21 protein-coding genes are annotated in these 20,802 nt (G+C 59.5%); 9 read left to right on the forward strand and 12 right to left on the reverse strand.

The genetic code is table 11. The features are described 5' to 3' along the window. Positions 1 to 25 precede the first annotated feature (25 nt). The 5 genes from GM79_RS15300 (at position 26) to GM79_RS15320 (ending at position 4,492) form a co-directional block, all read left to right on the forward strand. Positions 26 to 250, forward strand: coding sequence for a hypothetical protein (locus GM79_RS15300; RefSeq protein ID WP_035565447.1), 225 nt, complete (start codon positions 26 to 28; stop codon positions 248 to 250). Positions 251 to 331: 81 nt separating this feature from the next. Beyond that, positions 332 to 712, forward strand: a complete 381-nt coding sequence (locus GM79_RS15305) for a hypothetical protein (protein ID WP_035565449.1) — start codon at positions 332 to 334, stop codon at positions 710 to 712. A gap of 212 nt (positions 713 to 924) precedes the next feature. Next, positions 925 to 1,317, forward strand: a complete 393-nt coding sequence (locus GM79_RS15310) for a hypothetical protein (RefSeq protein WP_035565451.1) — start codon at positions 925 to 927, stop codon at positions 1,315 to 1,317. 50 nt (positions 1,318 to 1,367) lie between these two features. Next, positions 1,368 to 1,826 carry a hypothetical protein gene (locus tag GM79_RS15315; protein ID WP_152560019.1) on the forward strand — a complete coding sequence of 153 codons (459 nt, stop codon included), beginning with the start codon at positions 1,368 to 1,370 and terminating at the stop codon, positions 1,824 to 1,826. Between the two features lie 269 nt (positions 1,827 to 2,095). Further along, complete coding sequence (locus GM79_RS15320; protein WP_235184078.1) at positions 2,096 to 4,492, forward strand: transglycosylase domain-containing protein; 2,397 nt, start codon at positions 2,096 to 2,098, stop codon at positions 4,490 to 4,492. Positions 4,493 to 4,570: 78 nt separating this feature from the next. On the opposite strand, the gene GM79_RS15325 is transcribed toward GM79_RS15320, so the two are convergent. The 3 genes from GM79_RS15325 to GM79_RS15335 all read right to left on the reverse strand — a co-directional run bounded on the left by GM79_RS15325 (position 4,571) and on the right by GM79_RS15335 (position 6,648). Beyond that, positions 4,571 to 5,503, reverse strand: a complete 933-nt coding sequence (locus tag GM79_RS15325) for a TIGR01777 family oxidoreductase (protein ID WP_035565458.1) — start codon at positions 5,501 to 5,503, stop codon at positions 4,571 to 4,573. An 85-nt stretch (positions 5,504 to 5,588) separates the two neighbouring features. Then, positions 5,589 to 6,248, reverse strand: coding sequence for a GTP cyclohydrolase I FolE (gene folE, locus GM79_RS15330; protein WP_035565460.1), 660 nt, complete (start codon positions 6,246 to 6,248; stop codon positions 5,589 to 5,591). Beyond that, complete coding sequence (locus GM79_RS15335) at positions 6,241 to 6,648, reverse strand: 6-pyruvoyl trahydropterin synthase family protein (protein WP_035565462.1); 408 nt, start codon at positions 6,646 to 6,648, stop codon at positions 6,241 to 6,243. Before GM79_RS15335 ends, folE begins: the two co-directional genes overlap by 8 nt. Positions 6,649 to 6,914: 266 nt before the next feature. Between GM79_RS15335 and GM79_RS15340 the strand changes: the two genes are divergently transcribed. Both GM79_RS15340 and GM79_RS15345 read left to right on the forward strand, forming a co-directional pair. After that, entirely contained in the window at positions 6,915 to 7,622 is a 708-nt protein-coding gene (locus tag GM79_RS15340) for a hypothetical protein (protein ID WP_035565464.1), read from the forward strand. 144 nt (positions 7,623 to 7,766) lie between these two features. Further along, on the forward strand, positions 7,767 to 8,171 hold the full coding sequence (locus GM79_RS15345) for a hypothetical protein (protein ID WP_035565466.1): 405 nt from the start codon (positions 7,767 to 7,769) through the stop codon (positions 8,169 to 8,171). A gap of 121 nt (positions 8,172 to 8,292) precedes the next feature. Here GM79_RS15345 and rplS read toward each other — a convergent pair whose 3' ends face one another. From rplS to GM79_RS15390, 9 genes are all read right to left on the reverse strand, one after another. Beyond that, entirely contained in the window at positions 8,293 to 8,670 is a 378-nt protein-coding gene (rplS, locus tag GM79_RS15350) for a 50S ribosomal protein L19 (RefSeq protein ID WP_035565469.1), read from the reverse strand. Positions 8,671 to 8,836: 166 nt separating this feature from the next. Beyond that, positions 8,837 to 9,511, reverse strand: a complete 675-nt coding sequence (trmD, locus tag GM79_RS15355; RefSeq protein ID WP_035565562.1) for a tRNA (guanosine(37)-N1)-methyltransferase TrmD — start codon at positions 9,509 to 9,511, stop codon at positions 8,837 to 8,839. Positions 9,512 to 9,617: 106 nt separating this feature from the next. Beyond that, complete coding sequence (gene rimM / locus GM79_RS15360; RefSeq protein ID WP_035565471.1) at positions 9,618 to 10,190, reverse strand: ribosome maturation factor RimM; 573 nt, start codon at positions 10,188 to 10,190, stop codon at positions 9,618 to 9,620. Between the two features lie 92 nt (positions 10,191 to 10,282). Further along, positions 10,283 to 10,831 (reverse strand): 30S ribosomal protein S16, encoded by a 549-nt coding sequence (locus GM79_RS15365; RefSeq protein ID WP_035565472.1) that lies wholly within the window; start codon positions 10,829 to 10,831, stop codon positions 10,283 to 10,285. 185 nt (positions 10,832 to 11,016) lie between these two features. Further along, a complete protein-coding gene (locus tag GM79_RS15370) occupies positions 11,017 to 11,811 on the reverse strand; it encodes an acyl-CoA desaturase (RefSeq protein WP_051718948.1) in 795 nt (264 codons plus the stop codon). Between the two features lie 188 nt (positions 11,812 to 11,999). Further along, a complete protein-coding gene (locus GM79_RS15375; RefSeq protein ID WP_051718942.1) occupies positions 12,000 to 12,710 on the reverse strand; it encodes an RluA family pseudouridine synthase in 711 nt (236 codons plus the stop codon). A 163-nt stretch (positions 12,711 to 12,873) separates the two neighbouring features. Continuing rightward, complete coding sequence (gene creD, locus GM79_RS15380; protein ID WP_035565474.1) at positions 12,874 to 14,349, reverse strand: cell envelope integrity protein CreD; 1,476 nt, start codon at positions 14,347 to 14,349, stop codon at positions 12,874 to 12,876. 233 nt (positions 14,350 to 14,582) lie between these two features. After that, positions 14,583 to 15,398, reverse strand: a complete 816-nt coding sequence (panB, locus tag GM79_RS15385) for a 3-methyl-2-oxobutanoate hydroxymethyltransferase (protein WP_035565477.1) — start codon at positions 15,396 to 15,398, stop codon at positions 14,583 to 14,585. A 190-nt stretch (positions 15,399 to 15,588) separates the two neighbouring features. Next, entirely contained in the window at positions 15,589 to 18,549 is a 2,961-nt protein-coding gene (locus GM79_RS15390; protein WP_152560020.1) for a putative LPS assembly protein LptD, read from the reverse strand. A gap of 287 nt (positions 18,550 to 18,836) precedes the next feature. Here GM79_RS15390 and GM79_RS15395 point away from each other — a divergent pair, with 287 nt between their 5' ends. Beyond that, positions 18,837 to 19,580, forward strand: coding sequence for an N-acetylmuramoyl-L-alanine amidase (locus GM79_RS15395; RefSeq protein WP_035565571.1), 744 nt, complete (start codon positions 18,837 to 18,839; stop codon positions 19,578 to 19,580). A gap of 120 nt (positions 19,581 to 19,700) precedes the next feature. Continuing rightward, entirely contained in the window at positions 19,701 to 20,711 is a 1,011-nt protein-coding gene (locus tag GM79_RS15400; RefSeq protein WP_051718943.1) for an MlaD family protein, read from the forward strand. The last annotated feature ends 91 nt before the right edge of the window (positions 20,712 to 20,802 follow it).

A 20,802-nucleotide genomic window follows, 5' to 3' on the forward strand; every position in this document is an offset into this window, starting at 1 on the left:
CCAGCAACCGACAACTAACAACCACATGACTACTGGAATCTCCCAACTGCTGCTCACGTTTCTGGGGCTGCTTTTCTGCGCCGGCGACGTGGCCATCCTCGGCGTGCTGCTCACGTGGCAGGAGCGTGCGCCCTCGCCCGATACTCGTCGCCACCGGTTGTTGCGCACGGTACTGCCACTGGCGGTGGTGCTGGTGGGGCTGCTGCTGCTCGCCTTCGCGCAAATCATGCTGCTGTGGTCGGAGCTATAATTCGTTTTTGCCGATTACTTGATGTGAGACAGGGGTTTAGGGTGATATTAGTAACTGACAACTATATTTTAGCAACAGCTTATGGATAATTATTTGATGTTGCTGCTGCCAGGCTGGCCGCGGGTGCCGCCGCGGTTGTGGCTCACGGCTGGCCTTGGGGCGTTGGCCGGTATGAATCTGCTGTTTATAAGGGAGATATGGCCCCACACGCCCAGTGCAGGCTTGGTCTTCAGGCTGTTTACACTGGCCGCAATGCTGGCCGGTTTTTGCCAGTTGGTGTTGCTTTTGCAAGCCTGGACAAAAGCTTACGCGGGCCCCTGGTGGGCAAAGCTGCTATTTCGCACGGTGGTATTCCCCGGCGTGGCCGGGTGCGTACTCGTAGCCGCAATTACTCTGGTAATGCTGTTATCCGCCGTTGCTGAAGTATTCGACGCTGGCAGCGCCCGCACGATGGCGTCCTGAAAATTACATCCGGTCTGGCACTGGCGGCCGATGGATTTGACTGACAATTCTCCAAAATCAAACACCTGTTCAGCCGTAAAGCCAAGGGCTTGCAAGCGTGGTCTATTTCCAATCATACTAAATGGTTATGAAGAATATTGTATAGCTTGGTGTCTCATTTGACTTGCGGTGGTGAACCAGGTCGGTGACCATTTCATATTTCCCCTCCCTCTATGTTCAGAACGCTGCTTTTAGTCGTGCTCTTCATTGCCGTGGTCGTGGAGCTGGCCCTGGCGGGGGGCTGTTTCTTCGCGCCGGCGTTCACGCTCACGCAGTTTGGGGTGAAGTATGGGCCGGAAACCAAGTTCCTGACCTACATCGTGGGGTGGCTGCTGCTGTTTGTATCGCTGGCTGCTCTGGTGGCCTTTGGGCAGGTATGGCAGCGCCGGCCCAGCTACGCTACCTGGTGCTACCTGCTGGGCGTGTGGTGGATAGGCATCGGAATAGGGATTTACCACGTCTTTGGCAAGCCCGACAACCTGCTGCTGGATTCGGTGAAAGGACTGCTGATTGTGGTCCTCACCTGGCGCTGCCAGGCCACGCGCATCATGGCGCGCCGCTACTAGCGTGTAATCAGTATCTTGGCAGCCCAATGGTTTAATTGTCGGCCCGCTCTATGCCCACTTCTCACGTTCATCCGCTGCCGCCCGTGCCCATGCTCTCGCGCCTGGGCCGGGCGCTGGCCGGCGCGCAGGTGCTGAAAGAAACGCTCACCATGCTGTTTCTGGGGTGGCCGCTAGTGAAAGACGCCCCGCTGGTACTGCTTTCGGCACTGCCGGGAGTGGTGCTCTACCTCTTGCACTGGCATCTGGCGCTGGGCCGGGCGGGCCGGGTGTTTGCCGCCGTGGTGTGGGGTTTTACCCTGCTCGATGAGCTGTGGGGCCTGTTGCTGTTTCAGGAGCTGGACTCGCCTACTCGCGCTCAAATTCGCATGCTGTACTGGAGCTACTTTCTGGGGCTGGGCTTTATTCTGCTGGCATTGGGGGAGTTGGGTTGGCGCTGGCAGCGACGCCGGCGCAAGGCGCGGCGCAACGTCTATCATCAGGCCATGTTGTCGGCCCGCACGCGGCGCTAGGTTTTGCGGCCGTTCCGAGGCCGGTTGGTCGGGCCGAAAACGGGGCGATGAAAACGTTTGGCCAGGGCGTGCGAATTAGGCTACGTTGTCCGAACCGGCTGCTGGAAGGCTAGCAGGTCAAATCCGGGGCCGAACCGGCTTTGGCGAACCCTGCGGCATCCAAAAATCGATTACTGACATATTGGACCCACCGGCTGGTATATTTGTTCGTTTTCGCAGCGGAGGCGTGCCCGGTTGGGCCGAGCCCTGTTTTCCACTTGTTGCCTCGCATGGCTGACTTCAAACCGCCACTTTCTGCCCTCCCCACCGGCTCCAAACCCACCGCGCCGCGCCGCCGCTGGCCCCTGCGCGTCACCCATTTTGCCTGGATAATGTTTGGCTTGGTGGTGATACTGTTCCTGGTGTACCCGGTACTGGTGAGCACTAATTTCATGTTTCTGTTCGGAAAGTCGCCCAGCCTTTCCGATTTGGAAAACCCCAAAGTGGAGCGGGCCTCCGAACTCTACACCTCTGATGGCGTGCTGATTGGCAAGTACTTCCGCGAAAACCGCTCGCCGGTACCGCTCAGTAAAATGTCGCCCCTGCTGGTAGATGCCTTGGTGGCCACCGAAGACGCGCGTTACTATGAGCACTCGGGCATCGACTTGCAGGCGGTGTTGGGCGGCGCATTTTCTTCGGTGCGCGGCGAGAAGCGTGGCGGCTCCACCATCACCCAGCAGCTGGCCAAAAACCTCTACAAAATTCGGCGGCAGCAAAGCCGGGGCGCTCTGGGCTACATCCCGGTGGTGAGCACCATTGTGGCCAAAACCAAGGAATGGCTCACCGCCGTGGACCTGGAGCAGCGCTACACCAAGCGCGAAATCCTGCGCATGTACCTCAATACGGTGGAGTACGGCTCCAGCGCCTACGGCATCAAAGTAGCGGCCAAAACCTTCTTCAATACCTCGCCCGACAGCCTCAAGCCCGAGGAAGCCGCCATGCTGGTGGGCGTGCTCAACAACCCCACGGCCTATAACCCGCGCTTTCATCCGGTGGCCGCCCTGCGCCGCCGCAACGTGGTGCTCGACCGCATGGGCCAGGCCGGCGTACTGCCTCCCGCCGAAATAGCCGCGCTCAAAACCAAGCCCATTGTGCTCGATTACCACGTGGAACGGCACATCGATGGCCCCGATACGTATTTCCGCAGCGCCGTCAGTCAGTTTGTGGGCCAGTGGTGCGACAGCACCGGCTACGATATGTACCGCGACGGCCTGAAAATTTACACCACCATTGATTCGCGCATGCAGGCGCATGCCGAGGAAGCCCTGCACGAGCGCATGAAAGCCCTGCAGCGCAACTTCGATAATTTCTGGCGCAACCGCGACTCAAACCCCTGGGTGGATGACAAGGGCAACGAAATCCCCGACTTCATCCAGACTCAGATGAAGCGCACGCAAGGCTACAAAACCCTCGCCAACCGCTACCGAAACCAGCCCGCCCGCCTCGATTCGGCCCTGAACGCCAAGCGGCCGATGAAAGTATTTACCTGGAAAAAAGACGACGGTGACACCACACTAGTCATGTCGCCGCTCGATTCGCTGGCCTACTACAAGCGCTTTCTGCGGGCCGGCATGATGAGCATGGACCCGTTCACCGGGCACATCAAGGCGTGGGTGGGCGGGCTCGACTACCGCTTTTTTCAGTATGACCACGTGAAGCAGGGCCGCCGCCAGGCCGGCTCCACCTTCAAGCCCTTTGTGTACCTCACGGCCCTCGACAACGGCTACTCGCCCTGCGACCGGATTCGGGACGAGCGGGTGACCATCAACTACGTCGAAAATGGCCAGGACATGGAATGGAAGCCCGACAATGTGACCCGCGAGTACACCGGCATCAACATGACCCTGCGCCACGCCATGGCCCGTTCCGTCAACTCCATCACGGCCCAGCTCACCGAGAAAGTAGGCTGGGGCAACGTGGCCAAATACGCCCGCAAAGTCGGCATCACCAGTCCGTTGCTCTCGGTGCCCAGCATCGGCCTCGGCTCGGGCGGCGACGTGAGCGTGTACGAGATGGTGAATGCCTACAGCACGTTCATGAACAGCGGTTTCCGCAGCGAGCCGCGCCTGGTTACGCGCATCGAAGACCGCAACGGCAACGTCATCAAGCAGTTCGACCCCGTGCAGAAGCGTGCCATTTCGGCCGAAACCGCCTGGCTAATGACTTACATGCTGCGCGGCGGCATGGAGGAGCCAGGCGGCACCTCTCAAGCCCTGTGGGACTATGAGCTTTTTCGCAAAAACAACCAAATCGGCGGCAAAACCGGCACTACGTCCAACTACTCCGACGGCTGGTACATGGGCATGACCAAGGACCTGGTAACCGGCGTGTGGGTGGGCGGCGAAGACCGCAGCATTCACTTCGTGGGCTCGCAGCAGGGCGAGGGCGGCCGCACCGCGCTGCCCATCTTCGGCAAGTTCATGGAGAAGATTTACCAGGACAAAGAGCTGGACTACACCCAGGGCGAATTCCCCAAGCCCTCGGTTAAAATCAGTAAGAAATACAACTGCGTTTCGCCCAGCGAGCCGCGCCGCCGCGCCGCCGCCGTCGACACCATCGCCGCCGATAACCTGCTAGAGCAGATGAATGCCGGAGGAGGCGTGCCCGACAGCCTGCCCAGGCGGTAAGTCATCAGTCGCTGGTTGTTAGTACTGAGTCCATCTACTGACTAACAATGGACAACGAGCAACTGACAACCAGCTTGCCTACTCGCCCGCGTACAGCGCTTCGAGTGCCCCACGCAGCTCCGGAAATTCGTATTCAAAACCCTGCGCCAGTACTTTTTGGGCGCTCACGCGCTGGGAGGCTAGCACGATGTCACTCATTTCACCCAAGGCCAGTTTAAGGCCGAAAGCGGGCACCTTGGGTAGAATTAGCGGGCGGTGCAGTACCTCAGCCAGCACTTCTGTGAACCGGGCGTTGGTGACCGGCGCGGGCGCCACGGCGTTGTAGGTGCCGCGCCAGGCGTCGTCGTCCATCATCGCCATGATGAGGCGGCACAGGTCGTCGAGGTGAATCCAGGACATGTATTGCTTGCCGCTGCCCAGCGCGGCGCCGGCGCCCAGCTTCATAGGACGCGCCATTTGGGGCAGGGCGCCGCCTTCGGTGCTCAGCACGATGCCAATGCGTGGGACAACCGTACGAATGCCCAGCGCTGCTACCGGTTCGGCCGCCAACTCCCACTGGTTAGCCACGTCGGCCAGGAAATCCTGTGTGGGCAGGCCCGGCGGCGAGTCTTCGGTCAGTACGGTGTCGGCTGCGTCGCCATATACGCCAATGGCCGAAGCCGAAATAAAGGCTTTGACGTGGTGCTTCGGCTTGGAAAGCTCGCGGTGGAGCAGGGCCAGGCCCCCCAGCCGGCTGGTCATGATGTCGCGCTTACGCTCGTCCGTCCATTTTCCGTCCGAAACGCTGGCACCGGCCAGGTTCACGATGTAGTCGGCATATGGAATGGCCGCCTCATCGATGGTCCCGCGCTGCGTATCCCAGCGGAAGCTGCGGTAGTGGCTGCTTTTTGTGGGATGACGGGTGAGAATGGCCACTTCGTAGCCGCTGTCAATCAGTATTTCGGAGAGGCGTGTGCCCACGAGGCCGGTGCCGCCGGTAATGAGGACTTTACGGGGAGAATTCTCGGTCATGGTTGGGGTTGCGAACAAAAGCCTGTAAAGGTAGAGCGCGCGGCGGGCCGGGCCATTTCAAAAGTTCATTGCGCCACGTAGCGGCCTACTTGCCAATCTGACGCAGAAACTCCCCGCGCAGCGCTTCGTCCGTCGCAAACCGGCCGCTGTATTCGCTGGTCAGGGTCGAGCTGCTGGTATCATTCACGCCACGGCTCATCACGCACAGGTGGTCGGCTTCGATGAGCACGGCCACGTCGTCGGTGCCCAAGCTCTGCTTCAGCTCCTCGGCAATCTGCCGGGTGAGGCGCTCCTGTACCTGTGGGCGGCGGGCGTAGTACTGCACCACGCGGTTGAGCTTGCTGAGGCCCACCACATTAGCGCCGGGCAGATAGGCCACATGAGCCTTGCCGATGATGGGCACGAAGTGGTGCTCGCAGCAGGAAAAGAGCGTGATATCGCGCTCCACCAGCAGCTGGTGGTAGTCGTAGCGATTATCGAACATGCGCACTTCTGGGCGGTTTTTCGGGTCTAGCCCTTTAAACCACTCCTGCACGTACATTTTGGCCACCCGGCGGGGCGTGCCCGCCAGGCTGTCGTCGGTCAGGTCGAGGCCCAGTTCGCGCATGATAGCCTCAAAATGGCCGCTAATGGCCGTAATCTTCGCTTCGTCGTCGTGGTCAAACGCGTCGTCGCGCAGAGGGGTGCGCAGGCCCGTAGGCAGATGCGCGTCGGTTGCCGGGGCCAGTCCCGAAGGGTTATCCATGGTATTCTACAAAGTTGCGGTCCGTCTCGTAGAGCGTGACCGAAAGCGCAAGGCCAGCTTCCAGATGCGGGCGCAGGCGCTGCCAAATTACGACGGCGATGTTTTCGGCCGTGGGATTTAAGGTACGGAATTCTTCCGTATCTAAGTTTAGGTTTTTATGGTCGTAGCGCTCCAATACCTCGCGTTTGATGAGGTTGCTCAGGCGCTTGGTATCGTAAACGTAGCCGGTTTCGGGGTCGACGGCCCCCGTCAGGCGCACAATCAGGTTGTAATTGTGGCCGTGGTAGTTGGGATTGTTGCATTTCCCAAACACCTGCTGGTTGCGTTCGGCATCCCAGGAGGCGTTGTGCAGACGGTGGGCGGCGTTGAAGTGCTCGGCCCGGCAAATAGTGACTTGCATAGGCGCTGACAACTCCCATTAGGTGCGCTTTGTTACAACCCGCGCTACAAGCTATGGCATGGTTGTTGAAAATGCGTGAACAGATTATGAATTAAATGGACAACAGTAGGATTAAATAAACAAAAAACGATTTATTGACAAAAAACTATGGCAGGAAAGAATTTGCATCGAAGAAAGACCTTAAATTTGAAATGCCAGACAACGGTACCATTGCCAAAAGTCTTTTTCCTCGCCCAGTTTTAAAGCCCTCATAAGTTATTATCTCCATGAAAAAAAGCCTACTCATCTTGTTCGCACTATGCTTGGCTACGCTGAGCGGCTATGCTCAGAAATCCGTTGTGGACGAGTACGATATGTCTATTAACAATGTGCCGCGTACAGGCCAGCGTGTTAGCGTTCAGTTGGACAACAAGCGCGTCGAAGCTGCCTGGCTCAAGCAACTCAGCGAAAAGTTTGGCAGCAAGCTCAAAAACACGAAAGGCGTGCTAACGATGGACGGCGTCATCATCGAAGATATTGCCCCGACTCCTATCCGCGTTATCAGTAAAGTAGATGCTACGCCTACCGGCACTACCGTGTGGTGGAGCATCGACTTGGGCAACGCCTATCTGGCCAAAGACAAGACCCCGGTGCAGTGGAAGTCGGCCGAGAAGTACCTGAAAGACTTCGCCCGCATGATGTATCGCGAAGACCTGGTTTCGCAGATAGCTGAAGCCGAGCGCGCGCTGGTAACCTCGCAGAACAATCACAATGCCGTGATTGACAAGGCGAATGCCGTGAAGAAAGACATCGAAAAGAATAAGGCGCGTAAAGTTGAAATCCAGCAGCTGCTGGCTGCCAACGCTGCCGAGCTTCAGCAGTTCAACAACCTCATCGACGCCAACCTGAAAGAGCAGGAGTCTGCCCGCGGCGACATTGTTAACATGCGTTTGGCTCTGGAGGCCGTGAAAGACCGTATGACCAAAATCGAGTAGTCGTTTACGCTATTTGAGCTTCTGAATAAAGCCCTGTCTTCACCGGCAGGGCTTTTTGTTTGGCCCCCGGAGCCAACCCCGCAGGGCCGAACTACGTTGGGAAAGTAGTCCGCTACAATAGCGGCTGCTTACTATACCCCACCCATGGAAAAGACAGAAGTTCAGCACCAAGTGCACCTCGACAGCGCCATCAAATTTCTCTCTGGCGACCTCAACGAAGAATCCGAACGCGCAGGGCTTGACAACCAGTTCCAGCGCTGGATAGAGGACCTGAAAGATGCCAACAACCCAGCTTTCCACCAGCTGGTGGTCGATATGCAGGCTCTTAAGGCTCACTTTGGCAGCGGCACGCTCGACGTGAACGTTATTGCCCCCCTCATTGCTCGTTTGGGCACCAACACCACCCAGGCAGCCAACTTTGCCGAGGGTAACACCGCTCCCCGCGTAACCAAGCTGGGCGAGGTGCTCAGCGCCGTAGCGCAGCAGCTGCAAGGCGGCTCAGTAGAAGTAGACGGCAGCTTGCCCCAGGACCTGTCCTCGCATAGCTAAGCCACGCGTAGCGGGGCAGCAAATCAATGATTGCTGCCCCCTGCACGAACCCAAAAAAGCCGGCCCCACGCGTGGGGCCGGCTTTTTTGATGCTATAGCAGCCGTATGGCTGCGGCAGGGCTTAAGCCTTCGCCTTGATGGGGTTGAGGCGACGCTCCTTGATACGGGAAGCTTTGCCGGACAGGCCACGCAGGTAGAACAGACGGGCACGACGTACTTTGCCGCGACGGATAACCTCGATTTTATCGATGTTAGGCGACAGCAGGGGGAAAATACGCTCGGTGCCGATTTGGTTAGAAATCTTGCGCACGGTGAACGTCTCACCGTTGGAGCTTGGGTTGCGGCGCTGCAGTACCACGCCCTGGAACTGCTGAATGCGCTCCTTGTTGCCCTCACGGATTTTCACGTGAACGTTCACGGTATCGCCCGCTGCGAACAGGGGGAAGCTGGCGCGGCGCTCCTGCGATTCGGCCTGGATAAAGTCAAGTAGTACGCTCATGGCTGGGAAATTGCAAAAGACGGCGCTGCCGTCGGGAAATAGTATTTTAGGAAACGGACCGCAAAGATAATGCTTTCGGTTGAGGATAACAAGCGGTTTGTAGAACATGCTTCATCTTGCACCTTGATTTGCTGGTAATTCACCGCCGCGCAAGCGAGAGCGGGGATTACGACAGCAAATCGGGACGGCGTGCCTGGGTGCGGGCCAGGGCTTGCTCGTGCCGCCACTCCTCAATTTTGGGCGTATTGCCCGATAAAAGAATCTCCGGCACGGCTTGTCCGCGCCACTCCGCCGGGCGGGTGTATACGGGTGGCGCCAGCAAATCGTCCTGAAAAGAATCTGACAGGGCCGACTCCTCGTTGCCCAGCACGCCCGGCAGCAGCCGCACAACGGCGTCTACCAGAATGGCCGCGCCCAGCTCACCACCACTCAGCACGTAGTCGCCCACGCTGATTTCGTGGGTAATGTAGGTTTGGCGAATCCGCTCATCAATGCCTTTGTAGTGGCCGCAGAGCATGATGATGTTCTGGAACAGCGACAGGCGGTTGGCCAGCGGCTGGCGCAGGGTCTGGCCATCGGGCGTGAGGTAGATGATGGCATCGTAGGGCCGTTCAGCCTGCAGCGCATCCATCCAGGCCGCAATGGGCTCCACGCGCAACACCATGCCGGCTCCGCCGCCAAACACGGCGTCGTCAATCTGCCCGTGCTTATTGATGGCCTTGTCGCGAAGCTGGTGCACATGGATTTCAACCAGGTCTTTGTCCTGCGCCCGCTTCACAATGGAGTGGGCAAAGGGGCTGACCAGCAATTCCGGCAGGCAAGTAAGGATGTCGATACGCATGTTTTTAGCTTGAAGCTCCAAGCCATAAGCTGTCAGCTCCAAGCTGCAAGCTTTGCCTCATTTTCAGGGAAGGCTTGCAGCTTGGAGCTGACAGCGTACAGCTTTTTTATGATTCGTCTGCTTCGTCCTGCTGGCGGGTGCTGGGCTTGAGGTACACGTCCAGCAAGCCATCGGGCAGCTTCACGTATATCTCCTTTTTCTCGTGGTTCGCGTGGGTCACCAGTTCGTCTACCACCGGAATCAATACTTCCTGGTCTTGGTAGCGCATGGCCAGCATGTCCTGCTGCGGCAGCTCGTAGAAATTCTCCACGGTGCCCAGCGGGCCCAGGTTCTCGTCAACTACGGTAAAGCCGATGACGTCGTGGAAGTAGAACTGGTCTTCGGCCAGCTCGGGGAGCTGCGCCAGTGGTAGGTGCAGTTGGGCGCCGCGCAGGGGCTCGGCTTCTTCGATGCGCTCAATGCTGCGCAGTTTTAGCAGGACCTTAGAGCCGGTTTGGGGCTGTATTTTTTCTACCTGGTGCTCCACCAGCTTGGTGGGCGCACCGGCCAGGGCGAGGTGCACCGTTTTCAGCTTGAGGTAGGCTTTGGGGTCGTCAACATCGAAGTGGGCCACTACGTGGCCGCGCAGGCCATGGGTCTTGATGATGTAGCCGAGCTGATAGGTTTCGTCGAGAGTCATAAGCAGGGAAGGGGATAACGAAAAAAAGTTTGGGGGTTGCGTGCCGGTCCGGCTCACAACCCCCAAACCCTTTCGGTTTAGAAACCTAAAAACTACTCGGCAGCTTCGGGAGCAGCCTCTTCGGCCGGAGCCTCGGTAGCAGCTTCTTCGGCAGCGGGAGCGGGCGTGTTGGCAGCCAGCAGCGCGGCAGCTTTCTGACGCTGCGACTCCGAGCGAGCCTCCTTAACCTTGGTTTCGGCGTCGAAAGCAGCCTGCTTGGCAGTTGCTTTGGCGTCAACCAGGCCGGTACGCTTGCCTTCGATTTTGGCGTCTTTTTCTTCTTTCCAAGCGCTGAAACGCTCGTCGGCTACATCTTGCGTGATGGCGCCTTTGTCAACACCCAATTGCAGGTGACGACGGTAGAGTACGCCGCGGTAGCTGAGCATGGCCCGAACGGTGTCGGTGGGCTGAGCACCGGTCATCATCCAGTAAAACGCGCGGTCGGCGTCGTAGTTGATGGTGGCGGGGTTGGTTTGGGGGTTGTAGGTGCCGAGCTTCTCAATGAAACGGCCGTCGCGTGGGGCGCGAGCGTCAGCTACTACGATGTCGTAAGTTGCGGCCTTCTTGCGGCCACGACGGGCGAGGCGGATTTTAACTGCCATAAACCGATGGGTTTGGTGCGACGCAGCTCGTGCGTCTGGTTATATTTTCCCGAAATTGGGAGTGCAAAGGTAGCGTTTGTTCAGGGCATTAGCTAGACTCGGGCAATAAAAAAGCGCTAACCAAGAGGTTAGCGCTTTTCGTCGTTGTCGTCGTTCGCTGTGCTCTAGATGACAGACTTTAGAAACTACGCCGCCATGGCTTCGCGCTTGGGCTTCGGCTTGGCCAGCTTGGATATGGCGTTCAGGTTCATGTTTTTGCGCTTGATTTTAATAACGCCGACCTTGTCGAGGCTCCAAATGGCCACGTAGGTAGGGTCGAACTCCCACCATTTCACGCCGAAGTTGACGCGCATGGGCAGCTTGTGGTGGTTATTCTGAAACAATTCACCAAAGGCCAGGAAGTCCAAAGCAAGCGTGTTTTTAGATTTGTCGCGGTTGTCGAAGTTCTGATAGCCGTACTTGTGGCCGCCCCAGTTTACAATGGCGCCGTGGATGGGTCCCATCAGGAAGTGAATGGGCAGCAACAGATACTGCCACCACGCCGTGGCGAAGTTGATGTAGAACAGCACGTAAACCGTGCCCCAGCCCAGGCGCGAATACACCGTGCCGCCAAACTTATCGAGCCACTTCCACTCCGGAATGTCGCCGTCGAAGCGCTTGGCACCTTCGTGCACGTCGTTCACCACGTCGTTGTATATCACCTTGGTTTTCCACATCATGTCGAACGCGTTATTCGAAAAGTGCGGCGAGTGCGGGTCCAGCGCGGTATCGGAGTAGGCGTGGTGCATGCGGTGCAGCAGCGCGTAGGCCCGCGGCGAGAGGAAGCTGCTGCCCTGGCAGATGTAGGTGAAGGCGAAGAAGAACTTCTCCCAGAATTTATTCATCGTAAACATCTTGTGCGCCGCGTAGCGGTGCAGGTAAAATGTCTGCGTGAACAACGAGAGATAGTAATGGGCAACGAAGAAAATGAGAATAGCCATAGGAATGAATAGCAAACGGAACTGCCCGTACAAGCAAAGAGCCTGGAGTAAGGTTCACGATAACCGGTGCAAAATTACGGCCAGCGTGCGCCCAGCGGATATTCTGGGTCAGGAAGGCCAAAATGTTGCACGAAATCGGGCAAGGGCCAAAGCCGTACGACCTCAGCCTTTGCCCGATTTCGTGCCAATTACTTGTAGTACTCCCGCGCCGCGTCCCAGTGCGGGGCGTCGGGCAGAGGGGCCACAAAGGTCATGGCCTCTTTCGTCACGGGGTGCTGCAGCTGCAGCTGGCGGGCGTGCAGGGCAATGCTCACGTCGGGCAGGGGCGCAATGAAGCCATACTTCACGTCGCCTATGATGGGGGTGCCCAGGCCGGTGGCCAGTTGGGTCCGAATCTGGTGCGGGCGGCCTGTCACGGGATTCACCTGCAGCAAGTAGCGGTTGCCAGCCGGGCCCAGCAGCTCGTAGTGCAGCTCGGAGCGCAGGCCCTGCGAGTGCTTCTCGGAGTAGGCTTTGGTCACATTGCGCACGGTGTCCTTCACCAGCCAGTGCACCAGGGTGCCGTTTTCGGGAATAGGGGGCTTGCCGGTGAGGGCCCAGTAAGTTTTGGTCATCAGCGAGTCGCGGAACATCTCGTTGAGGCGGCTCAGGGCTTTGCTGGTTTTGGCCAGCACCACAATGCCGCTCACGGGCCGGTCGATGCGGTGGCACACGCCCACGAAAGCTTCACCGGGCTTTTTATACTTGAAGCGCAGGTACTCGGCGGCTTTTTTGGAAAGGGGCTCGTCGCCGGTGGCGTCGCCCTGCACGAGCAGGCCGGCGGGCTTATTAATGACGAGAAGATGGTTGTCTTCAAACAGAATTTCTCTGCCTTCGGACCAGATGTTGGGACGATTCACGCGGCGGTGGCGGGCGGGATAGGAAGTTTTCGGCAGGAGGGGGACCAGGGCCCACCAGGGGGCTACCGCACGTCATCAGACCACACACCGGGCGCTCCGCTCTTGCTTTTTAGTGGCACGAAGATACGAAGCTGAACGGAAGCGAAACCCAACCGGGCTGGGGCTAGACCGGGGCCTTGACGGGGCTGGCCACGGGGTTGTACCAATCCACGTTGCGCGAGAGGAACATCACCGCCCCCAGCACCACCACCAAGCCCAGGCTGCCCACCAGCAAGGCATAATCCTGCAGCTGCAACACCACGAAAAGGAAACTGTAGACCAAAGTCAGCACCCCAGCCGTGACCAGGGTCAGGCGGCGGTGGCGGAAACTGGCGGCAGCATAGGCCGTGACCAGCCCCACAATGACCAGCGCCGACAACCCATAGGCGGCATTGAAGGGCATTTGCTCGGACAGGGCCAGCAGCAGCACGTAGAAAATGACCAGGGCCAGCCCCACCAAAATGTATTGGAAAGGGTGGAAGCGGCGCCGGTTGAGAATTTCGACGAAGAAGAAAATGAGGAAGGTGAGCGTGAGCGGCAGCAGGGCGTATTTGGCGGCGCGCATTGTTTTCTGGTACTCGTTCACGGGCACCAGCAGGCGCACGCCAAACGTAGACTCGTCCACCGCGGGCCGGTCGCCGTCGCTGCGCCAGTGCTGGGCGAAGTTGCGGTTGAGGTGCAGCACTTGCCAGTCGGCCGTGAACCGCTCGGTGCCGACGGTGCGCCGGGTGGGCAGAAAGGCGCCGATAAAGCTTGGGTCGGCCCAGGGGGCGCTCAAGTGCAGGGTGGTCTGGCGGCCGAGGGGGGCCACCAGCAGGCCGGTGCTGCCGTTCAGGTCCAGGTCGAAAGCGAAGGTGTGGCGGCGCGTGAGGGCGGCCTCGTCGGCGATGGGAACGGCGGCGTTCAGGCCGTTGGCCGATTGGCCGGGCCTGTTTTCGGTGCCCGTTTCGCGGTCGTACCGGGAGTAGCGGCGCTGCTCGATGGCTACCGCGCTAACCTGGGTGGTGCTGGTGGGCGCGGTGCCATAGGGCAATACTTCGGCCACGGGCACGCCCGGCTCGAACCCGCGGGCCTGGCCATCCCAGCGCAGGGCTAGGCCTTTGCGGATGCCTTTCATATCGGATATGCCTACTGCTACAAAGGCTTCGGACCAGCGCACGGCTGCCGCCGATACGCCCAGCTCGGCCAGGGGCGGCGCCTGGAATGCGCCCTCCACGCGCAAACCGGCCCGGTACACCACCGCCTCGTAGATGCCGCGCCGGCGCCGCTCCGGTTCCAGGGTGCCGGTGGTGGCCAAGGTATCGGGCAGCAGGCTGAGGTAGCGGGTGGTTTCGCTTGCGTTGCCTTTCTCGTCGGTGACGCGCGCCGTGTAGGGCAGCACCAACACGGGCCCTAGCACCAGTTGCGGCCCGCCCCACTGGCTGCTGATTTCGGCCGTTGCGGCGTCGCGGTTGCCGGCCCGCTCCGTAATCAGGTCCTCCACCATGCTCGACGGGATGAGCAGCAACAGCAGCAATATCCCGATGCTGAGCAGCTTGAGGGTGACCGAGCTACTCATCCAATTGTTGAGTCGGTCCAGGAGGGAGGGCGAGGTATCCATATTTCTTGCATTAAGAAGTACTTTGAATTGCAAAGCTAATCAAAGAAATTGCATTTGATGCGGGACTGAAAAATTAAAGCGGGCCAGTCCGGCAGCAAGGGAATTGCTGCCAGACTGGCCCGCTTTAATGTGTTCGACTGAGCGCCGTTAGCTAGGTTGCCCGTTCCAAACTAAACAGGCAATGGGTTCAGTTAAGCCGCTTGTGGGTGAGTTAAAAGCAAAGGGCTAAGCGCCTAGTAGCCCTCTTCCTTGCTGGGGAATTCGCGGCTTTTCACGTCGGCTACGTAGTGTTGCACGGCTTCGGTCATGATGTCGTGCAGCTCGGCGTAGCGGCGTAGGAACCGGGGCTCGAAGCCTTTGGTGATGCCCAGCAGGTCGTGCACTACCAGCACCTGCCCGTCCACGTCGGGCCCGGCACCGATGCCGATGACGGGAATAGTGAGCTCCTCGGCCACGCGCTTGGCCAGGGAGGCCGGAATTTTCTCTAGCACCAGGCCGAAGCAGCCGATGTCCTGGAGCAGACGGGCATCTTCGAGCAGCTTTTGGGCCTCGGCTTCTTCCTTGGCGCGCACGCTGTATGTGCCGAATTTATAAATGCTTTGGGGCGTGAGGCCCAGGTGGCCCATCACCGGAATACCGGCCGTGAGAATGCGGATAATGCTGTCCTTCACTTCGGCGCCGCCTTCGAGCTTGACGCCGTGCCCGCCGCTTTCCTTCATGATGCGGATGGCCGACTGCAAGGCCACCGACGAGTTGCCCTGGTATGAGCCAAAAGGCATATCCACGACTACGAAGGCGCGCTTTACGGCCCGTACCACGCCCTGGGCGTGGTAAATAATCTGGTCGAGGGTGATGGGCAGGGTGGTTTCGTGGCCGGCCATCACGTTGGAGGCCGAGTCGCCGACGAGCAGCACGTCGATGCCGGCGCCGTCCAAAATTTTAGCCATCGAAAAGTCGTAGGCCGTGAGCATGGATATTTTTTCCCCCCGCTCCTTCATGGCGAGCATCTGGTGGGTGGTAACGAGCTTGACTTCCTTGTGCTGGGACATGAGTGGGATGAAAAAACGGTTGTTGCGGGATACCGGCCGTTTGGAAGGGCAAAGCTGGGAACAAATATTTTGATTTAACGCCGAACGCACGGGTGCGCAAATCCAACCTTTCAAACCAGACACGCAAAAAGCCCGGCCAGCGCCCCAAATGGGAGCTGGCCGGGCTTGCGCGGCGCCACAAACCAAGCGCCTATTGGAGCTGGGCGTTGCGGTTGCGGTTCAGTTTGAGGTCCTGCAACAGGCTGCTTTTGGCGGCAATGGTGATGCCGTAGCCTTTGTAGGTGCCAAAGGGTACCCAGTTGCCGGTGATTTGCCAGCAGTGCAGGTCGCGGTAAAAAACGATGTTGGGATAAACGAACTTCTGGCTGGCCAGGTCGTAGCTGAAATTGCCGCTCAGTCGCAGGTTGGGCGTGAGCTTAACCGAGCCCGTGCCCCCGATGGTGTGCAGCGCGAGCAACGGCTGGCTTGGGCCGCCGGGCCGGCGGGGCACGCGGCTGGTGGTGTAGCCAGCCGCGTAGGTCAGCGCCAGCTCCCACGGAATCTCGAAGTCCACGTAGTCGGCGTAGTAGTTGGGCGGGCCCACGGTGCCCAGGGTGGGGTCGTTGGTGGGTGCCACTGCGCGCGGCACGGTGCTCTTGCGCGTGCCGCTGGCGGGGTTGAAGCTGTAGGTAGCGCCTAAGCTGGCGGTAGCCAGCCGCAGCAGCCGCCGCGGACTGGACTCGAACAGGTACTTGTTGATGGGGCGCCCCTGGCTGTCGCGCTGGTAGGGCTCGAAGGTAGCGTTACTATTCAAATTCAGCTTTTTGGCTACCTGAGTGCGGAAATTGACGCCCAGGGGCGATAATCTCAGGGAATCAGCGGCGAAATTATATCCGATGTTAAAGTCAAGGCCTTCGATGAGGCTGGACTTGTTGAACGGCGTGGTCCCGGTGGTGTCATTGGCGTTGCGCACCTTCATTTCCACCGCGTTCTGCATCGTGAACGACAGTTGGCTTTGGCGGGCGCCGCCGGGCGTGCCGTACAGGAAGTTGTTGAAGTTGTTGAAAGAATACCGGTTCAGCACGTCGCCGGCCGATACGGGGCGGTTGAACTGGTCGCGGAGCAGGGGTAGGCCCCGCTCGTCGGTCAAAATGCTGGTGCCAAGTGGATTCACGTTGCTCCGATTGGTGAAATCGGGCGAGAAGTTGTACGACAGGCTGGGCGTGGCTTTGTGGCGCAGCGCCTGGATTTTGCGGTTGCCCTTGCGGATGATGGTGCCGTAGAACGTGGTGTTCAGGCTGGCCGAAGTGGAGTAGCTGTAGATGCGGTTGAAGCCGTAGGTGGTATCAATGCGCACGGCCTGGGCCACGGGGCTGAAACGGTAGTCGAGGCGCTGGGCATACCACACTTCCCCGTAGTTGAATGAAGGCGTGAGTTTAAAATTCTTGGCCACGTTGTAGGAGCCCAGCCCGATGTTGAAAGCGTGCTGCATGCCACTGCGGCCGTTGAGCAAAAGCTTGCCCAGGTTGTTTACGTTCAGCGGGATGGTGCTCTCGGCCGTGGTGCCGCCCAGCAGCGGCAGGCCGTTGGCCAGGGTGCGGGGGGCCACGATGTTGCTTATCTCGTTGCGCGCCGTCAGGTTGTAGCCAATGGTGAACTGCTCGTAGAAAGGGCCCAGTTTCCCGCCCGGCTCAATGCCAAACCACTGGTAGGGGTACTGTCGGGCCACGCCCAGGCTCACGTCGGGCAGCGTAAAGGTCATCGAGCCATTGGTGCCTTGGCTCTGGCTCAGCTTGATGTCGTAGTTGACGGGCGAGTTGCGAATCTGCTTGGAATAGCTGACGCTGGAGGTGAACTGCGTGGACAGCAGCCGGCGCGCATCGAGGCTGTTGATGCGGTTGAAGCTACTCGTGCCGGCACTCACGCTGGCCGAGAAACGGCCGCCGCCCGGTTTGGGCACGGGCGTGTGGTTCCAGGTTATCCAAAACGAGTTGGCATCGGGCGGCCGCAGGTATACCGGACTGGTGGTCAGGGCATCGGTAGTGAGAATCTGCTGGCCGGGCCGGTTCGAAAACCGCAGGTTGAAATTGCCCTGAAACGTGTAGCGCTTCAGGTACGACACGTCGGCCGTGGCGCCGAAACCGCCCCAGGTCTGGGCGTTGCCGGCGTAAATATCACCGGTCAAACGCACGCCGATGTAGTCGTTCGGCGCGAAGTAGTAGCCGCCGTTGGTGAGGAAGTAGCCGCGGTCGGCCGCCTGGCCGAAGGTGGGGATGATAACGCCCGAACCCCGGCTTTTGGTGGGCGTCGGAAAAAAGCCGAACAGGAAGCCCAGCGGCGTGGGCACGTCGCCAATCACCAGGTTGAAGGGCCCCGTCACCACTTTATCACCCGGAATCACCTTCATATTTTTGGCCTGAATGTAGAAGTGCGGGTGCTCCAGATTACAGGTGGTGTAGCGCCCTATCAGGCCGTTGATGGTGCCATCGGGCAGGCGCTTGATGACGGACGCACTCACGTAGCCTTCGCCCTGCGTGGTCACGGCGTCGCTCACGCGGGCCTTTTTGCTTTTGAAATTATAGGCAATGTTGCTGGCCGTGTACAGGCCGGCTTTGTCCTTGAGCACGGGCCGGTCCAGGAGCCGGTTGGTGAGCGTGTCGCGCCGGCCGTCGGCCGTCATCGTGTTGTTGCCATAGTCCACCGTGATGAAGGCGGCTTTCAGGTCGGTGTCGCCGTATTCCACGCTGGCCTTGTTGTAGAGGCGGGCCACCTTGTTGGTCACGTCGAACTGAATGGAGTCCTTGGCCGTGTAGTCGATGGTGGTTTCAATGGCGCCTTGGCGCCGGGCAGCCACCCGCACGGAGTCGCCGTCGCCCGCCACGCCCCGCAACAGGCCGGTGGTATCGGTAGGGGTGGTGCCGGGCCGCCGCACGGTGCCGGCAGGGGCCAGCGTATCGGGCACGGGCAGGCGCGAAGCACCGGGCACGCGCGACTGCCCCTTGTTCTGCACGCCGGGCGGGGGCGGTCCCACGGGGTCGCGTGGGTCGGGCGAGATGTAGCGCACCGGCGGGGTAGGGGTGCTGCCAGGCCGCTGGGTGGGCTGGGCCGGGGGCACGGTCTGTCCCTGGGCGGATTGGGCCGCGCTCAGACACAATAAAAAAATGAGCCCCAATAGATTGGGGCGCTTCCCCGTTGGGGCTATGCGGCGCAGCCACGGCCGCAACCCGGCTTCAGGGAGAAGACCAAACCAGACAGGCAAAGTATAGTAGCGGTTAATTTCGTTTACTTTTGAGGCTTCTACAAAGGTAGCAGGTCGCTACCGCCCCTTCAACGAACGACGTGCGGATTATTGTCATCTTGGCTAGTGCGGCCTTGCTGCTGCTAGGCGCGGCCGGCGGAGAATGGAAAGCGGAGGCCCAAACCACCCCCGATTCGGCCCGGCTCGCAGTCGATTCGACGCTGGCGCCACCAGTCGCAGCACCTTCAAATTCCCCCTATCGCTACCGCCTGCGCACGGTGGTGCTCGACGCCGGCCACGGCGGCAAAGACCGGGGCTGCGCCGGCGTATCGGCCCGCGAGGCCGACGTGGCATTGGCCCTGGTGTTGGCCCTGGGCAAGCAGATTCAGGACAACATGCCGGAGGTGAAGGTTATTTACACCCGCAAAACCAACGTATTCATTGAGCTCGATGAGCGCGCCGCCATTGCCAACCGCAACCACGCCGACCTGTTCATTTCTATTCATTGCAACGCCGGGCCCAGCCAGGCCCACGGTACCGAAGTCTGGACCATGGGCCTGCACAAAACCACCGCCAACCTGGGCGTGGCCCAGCGCGAAAACGCCGTAATTCTTCAGGAAAAGGACTACCAGAAGCGCTACGACGGCTTCGACCCCAGCTCGCCTCAGAGCCACATCCTGTTTTCGCTCTTCCAATCGGCCTACATTACCAACAGCCTGCGCTTCGCGCAGCGCATCGACCGGCAGTTCCGCACCAGCGTAAATCGGTCCAGCCGCGGGGTGAAACAGGCCGGCTTTATCGTGCTTTGGAAAGCCACCATGCCGGCGGTTCTCATTGAGGCGGGCTTCCTGACCAACCCGGCCGAGGAACGTTACCTCAACAACAAAGCCAATCAGACGTATATGGCGGCGGGAATCTATCGTGCCTTCCGCGAGTACAAGCGCGAGCTGGAAGGCGGCTCATAAGCGAAAGGCCTGATTAGGTGCATCAACCACGGTAAAATCTGCCCGTGTAGTTCTTGCGTATCAGGCTTCAGCTTTGAACTGCTGCTTCCCCCATTCACCCACTTACCTTATCTGCTTCCCGTGTCCAAAGAAATAAAAGTGGCGCTGCTCGCCATTGTGGCCATTGCCGCGCTCGTTCTCGGCTTCAACTTCTTGCGCGGCAGCAATCTGCTCTCCAGCGACAGCACGTACTACGCCACCTACCCCAGCGTGGAAGGCCTGAACGTGGGCGCCCCGGTAGTGCTCAACGGCATCAAGGTGGGGCAGGTGAAAAACCTGGAGCTCCAGCCTAAAAAGGGCAATGTGGTGCGCGTGGCGCTGGAAATGCAGGAAGGCATCGTGCTGGGCGATTCCACCGTGGCTAGCCTCGGTGGCACGCTGCTGGGCTCGAAAACCATTTCTCTGAGCCTGGGCCGCAACAATAAAATATTCGAGGGCGGGGAGGAACTGCTTACCGAGTCGGACGCTGGCATTGCCGGCCTGGCCACCGCCTTGCAGGCGCGGGCGCTGCCCGTACTTTCCAGCCTCGATTCGACCCTGCGCCACGTCAACGGCATCATCAACAAGGACGCCGAAACCAACATTCAGGGCACCTTGCTCAGTGCCCGCAACAGCACCGAGGCCCTGCAAAAGCTCATCATGGACAACCAGGCCAACGTAAACCAGATTACCCGCAATCTGGCCCAGATGAGCTCGGCGCTGAACCAGACCACCGGCAAGCTCGACCGCATTGCCGTGAATTTTTCGCAGCTGTCCGATTCGCTGAAGCAGGCGCCGGTGGGCTCTGCGGTGCGCCGCTTGGATGCCACTATGGCCGAAGCCCAAACCACCGTGGCCAGCCTCAACCGCGCCCTCAACGACACGAAGGGCTCCATGGGCAAGCTCATCAATGATACGACGCTGTATAACAGCCTCAACTCCACCGCCAGCTCGGCCGATGCCCTGCTGTTGGACATGAAAACCAATCCCAAACGCTATGTGCACTTCTCGGTATTTGGCGGCGGCAGCAAAAAGAAAACCGAGGTTGAAACCACTACCACCAAGCCCAACGGCACCACCATTGACAAGGAGGTGAAAACCACCATAAAGTAGAAACGCGCCTTGGCACGTTCGGCGCCTGAAGGGTGAATCAGTAGGCCCCCTGTCCGGAAACGAAGGCCAAACCACAACAACGTTATAGAAC

Origin of the sequence: Hymenobacter sp. IS2118 (assembly GCF_000715495.1) — a bacterium.
Lineage (GTDB): Bacteria > Bacteroidota > Bacteroidia > Cytophagales > Hymenobacteraceae > Hymenobacter.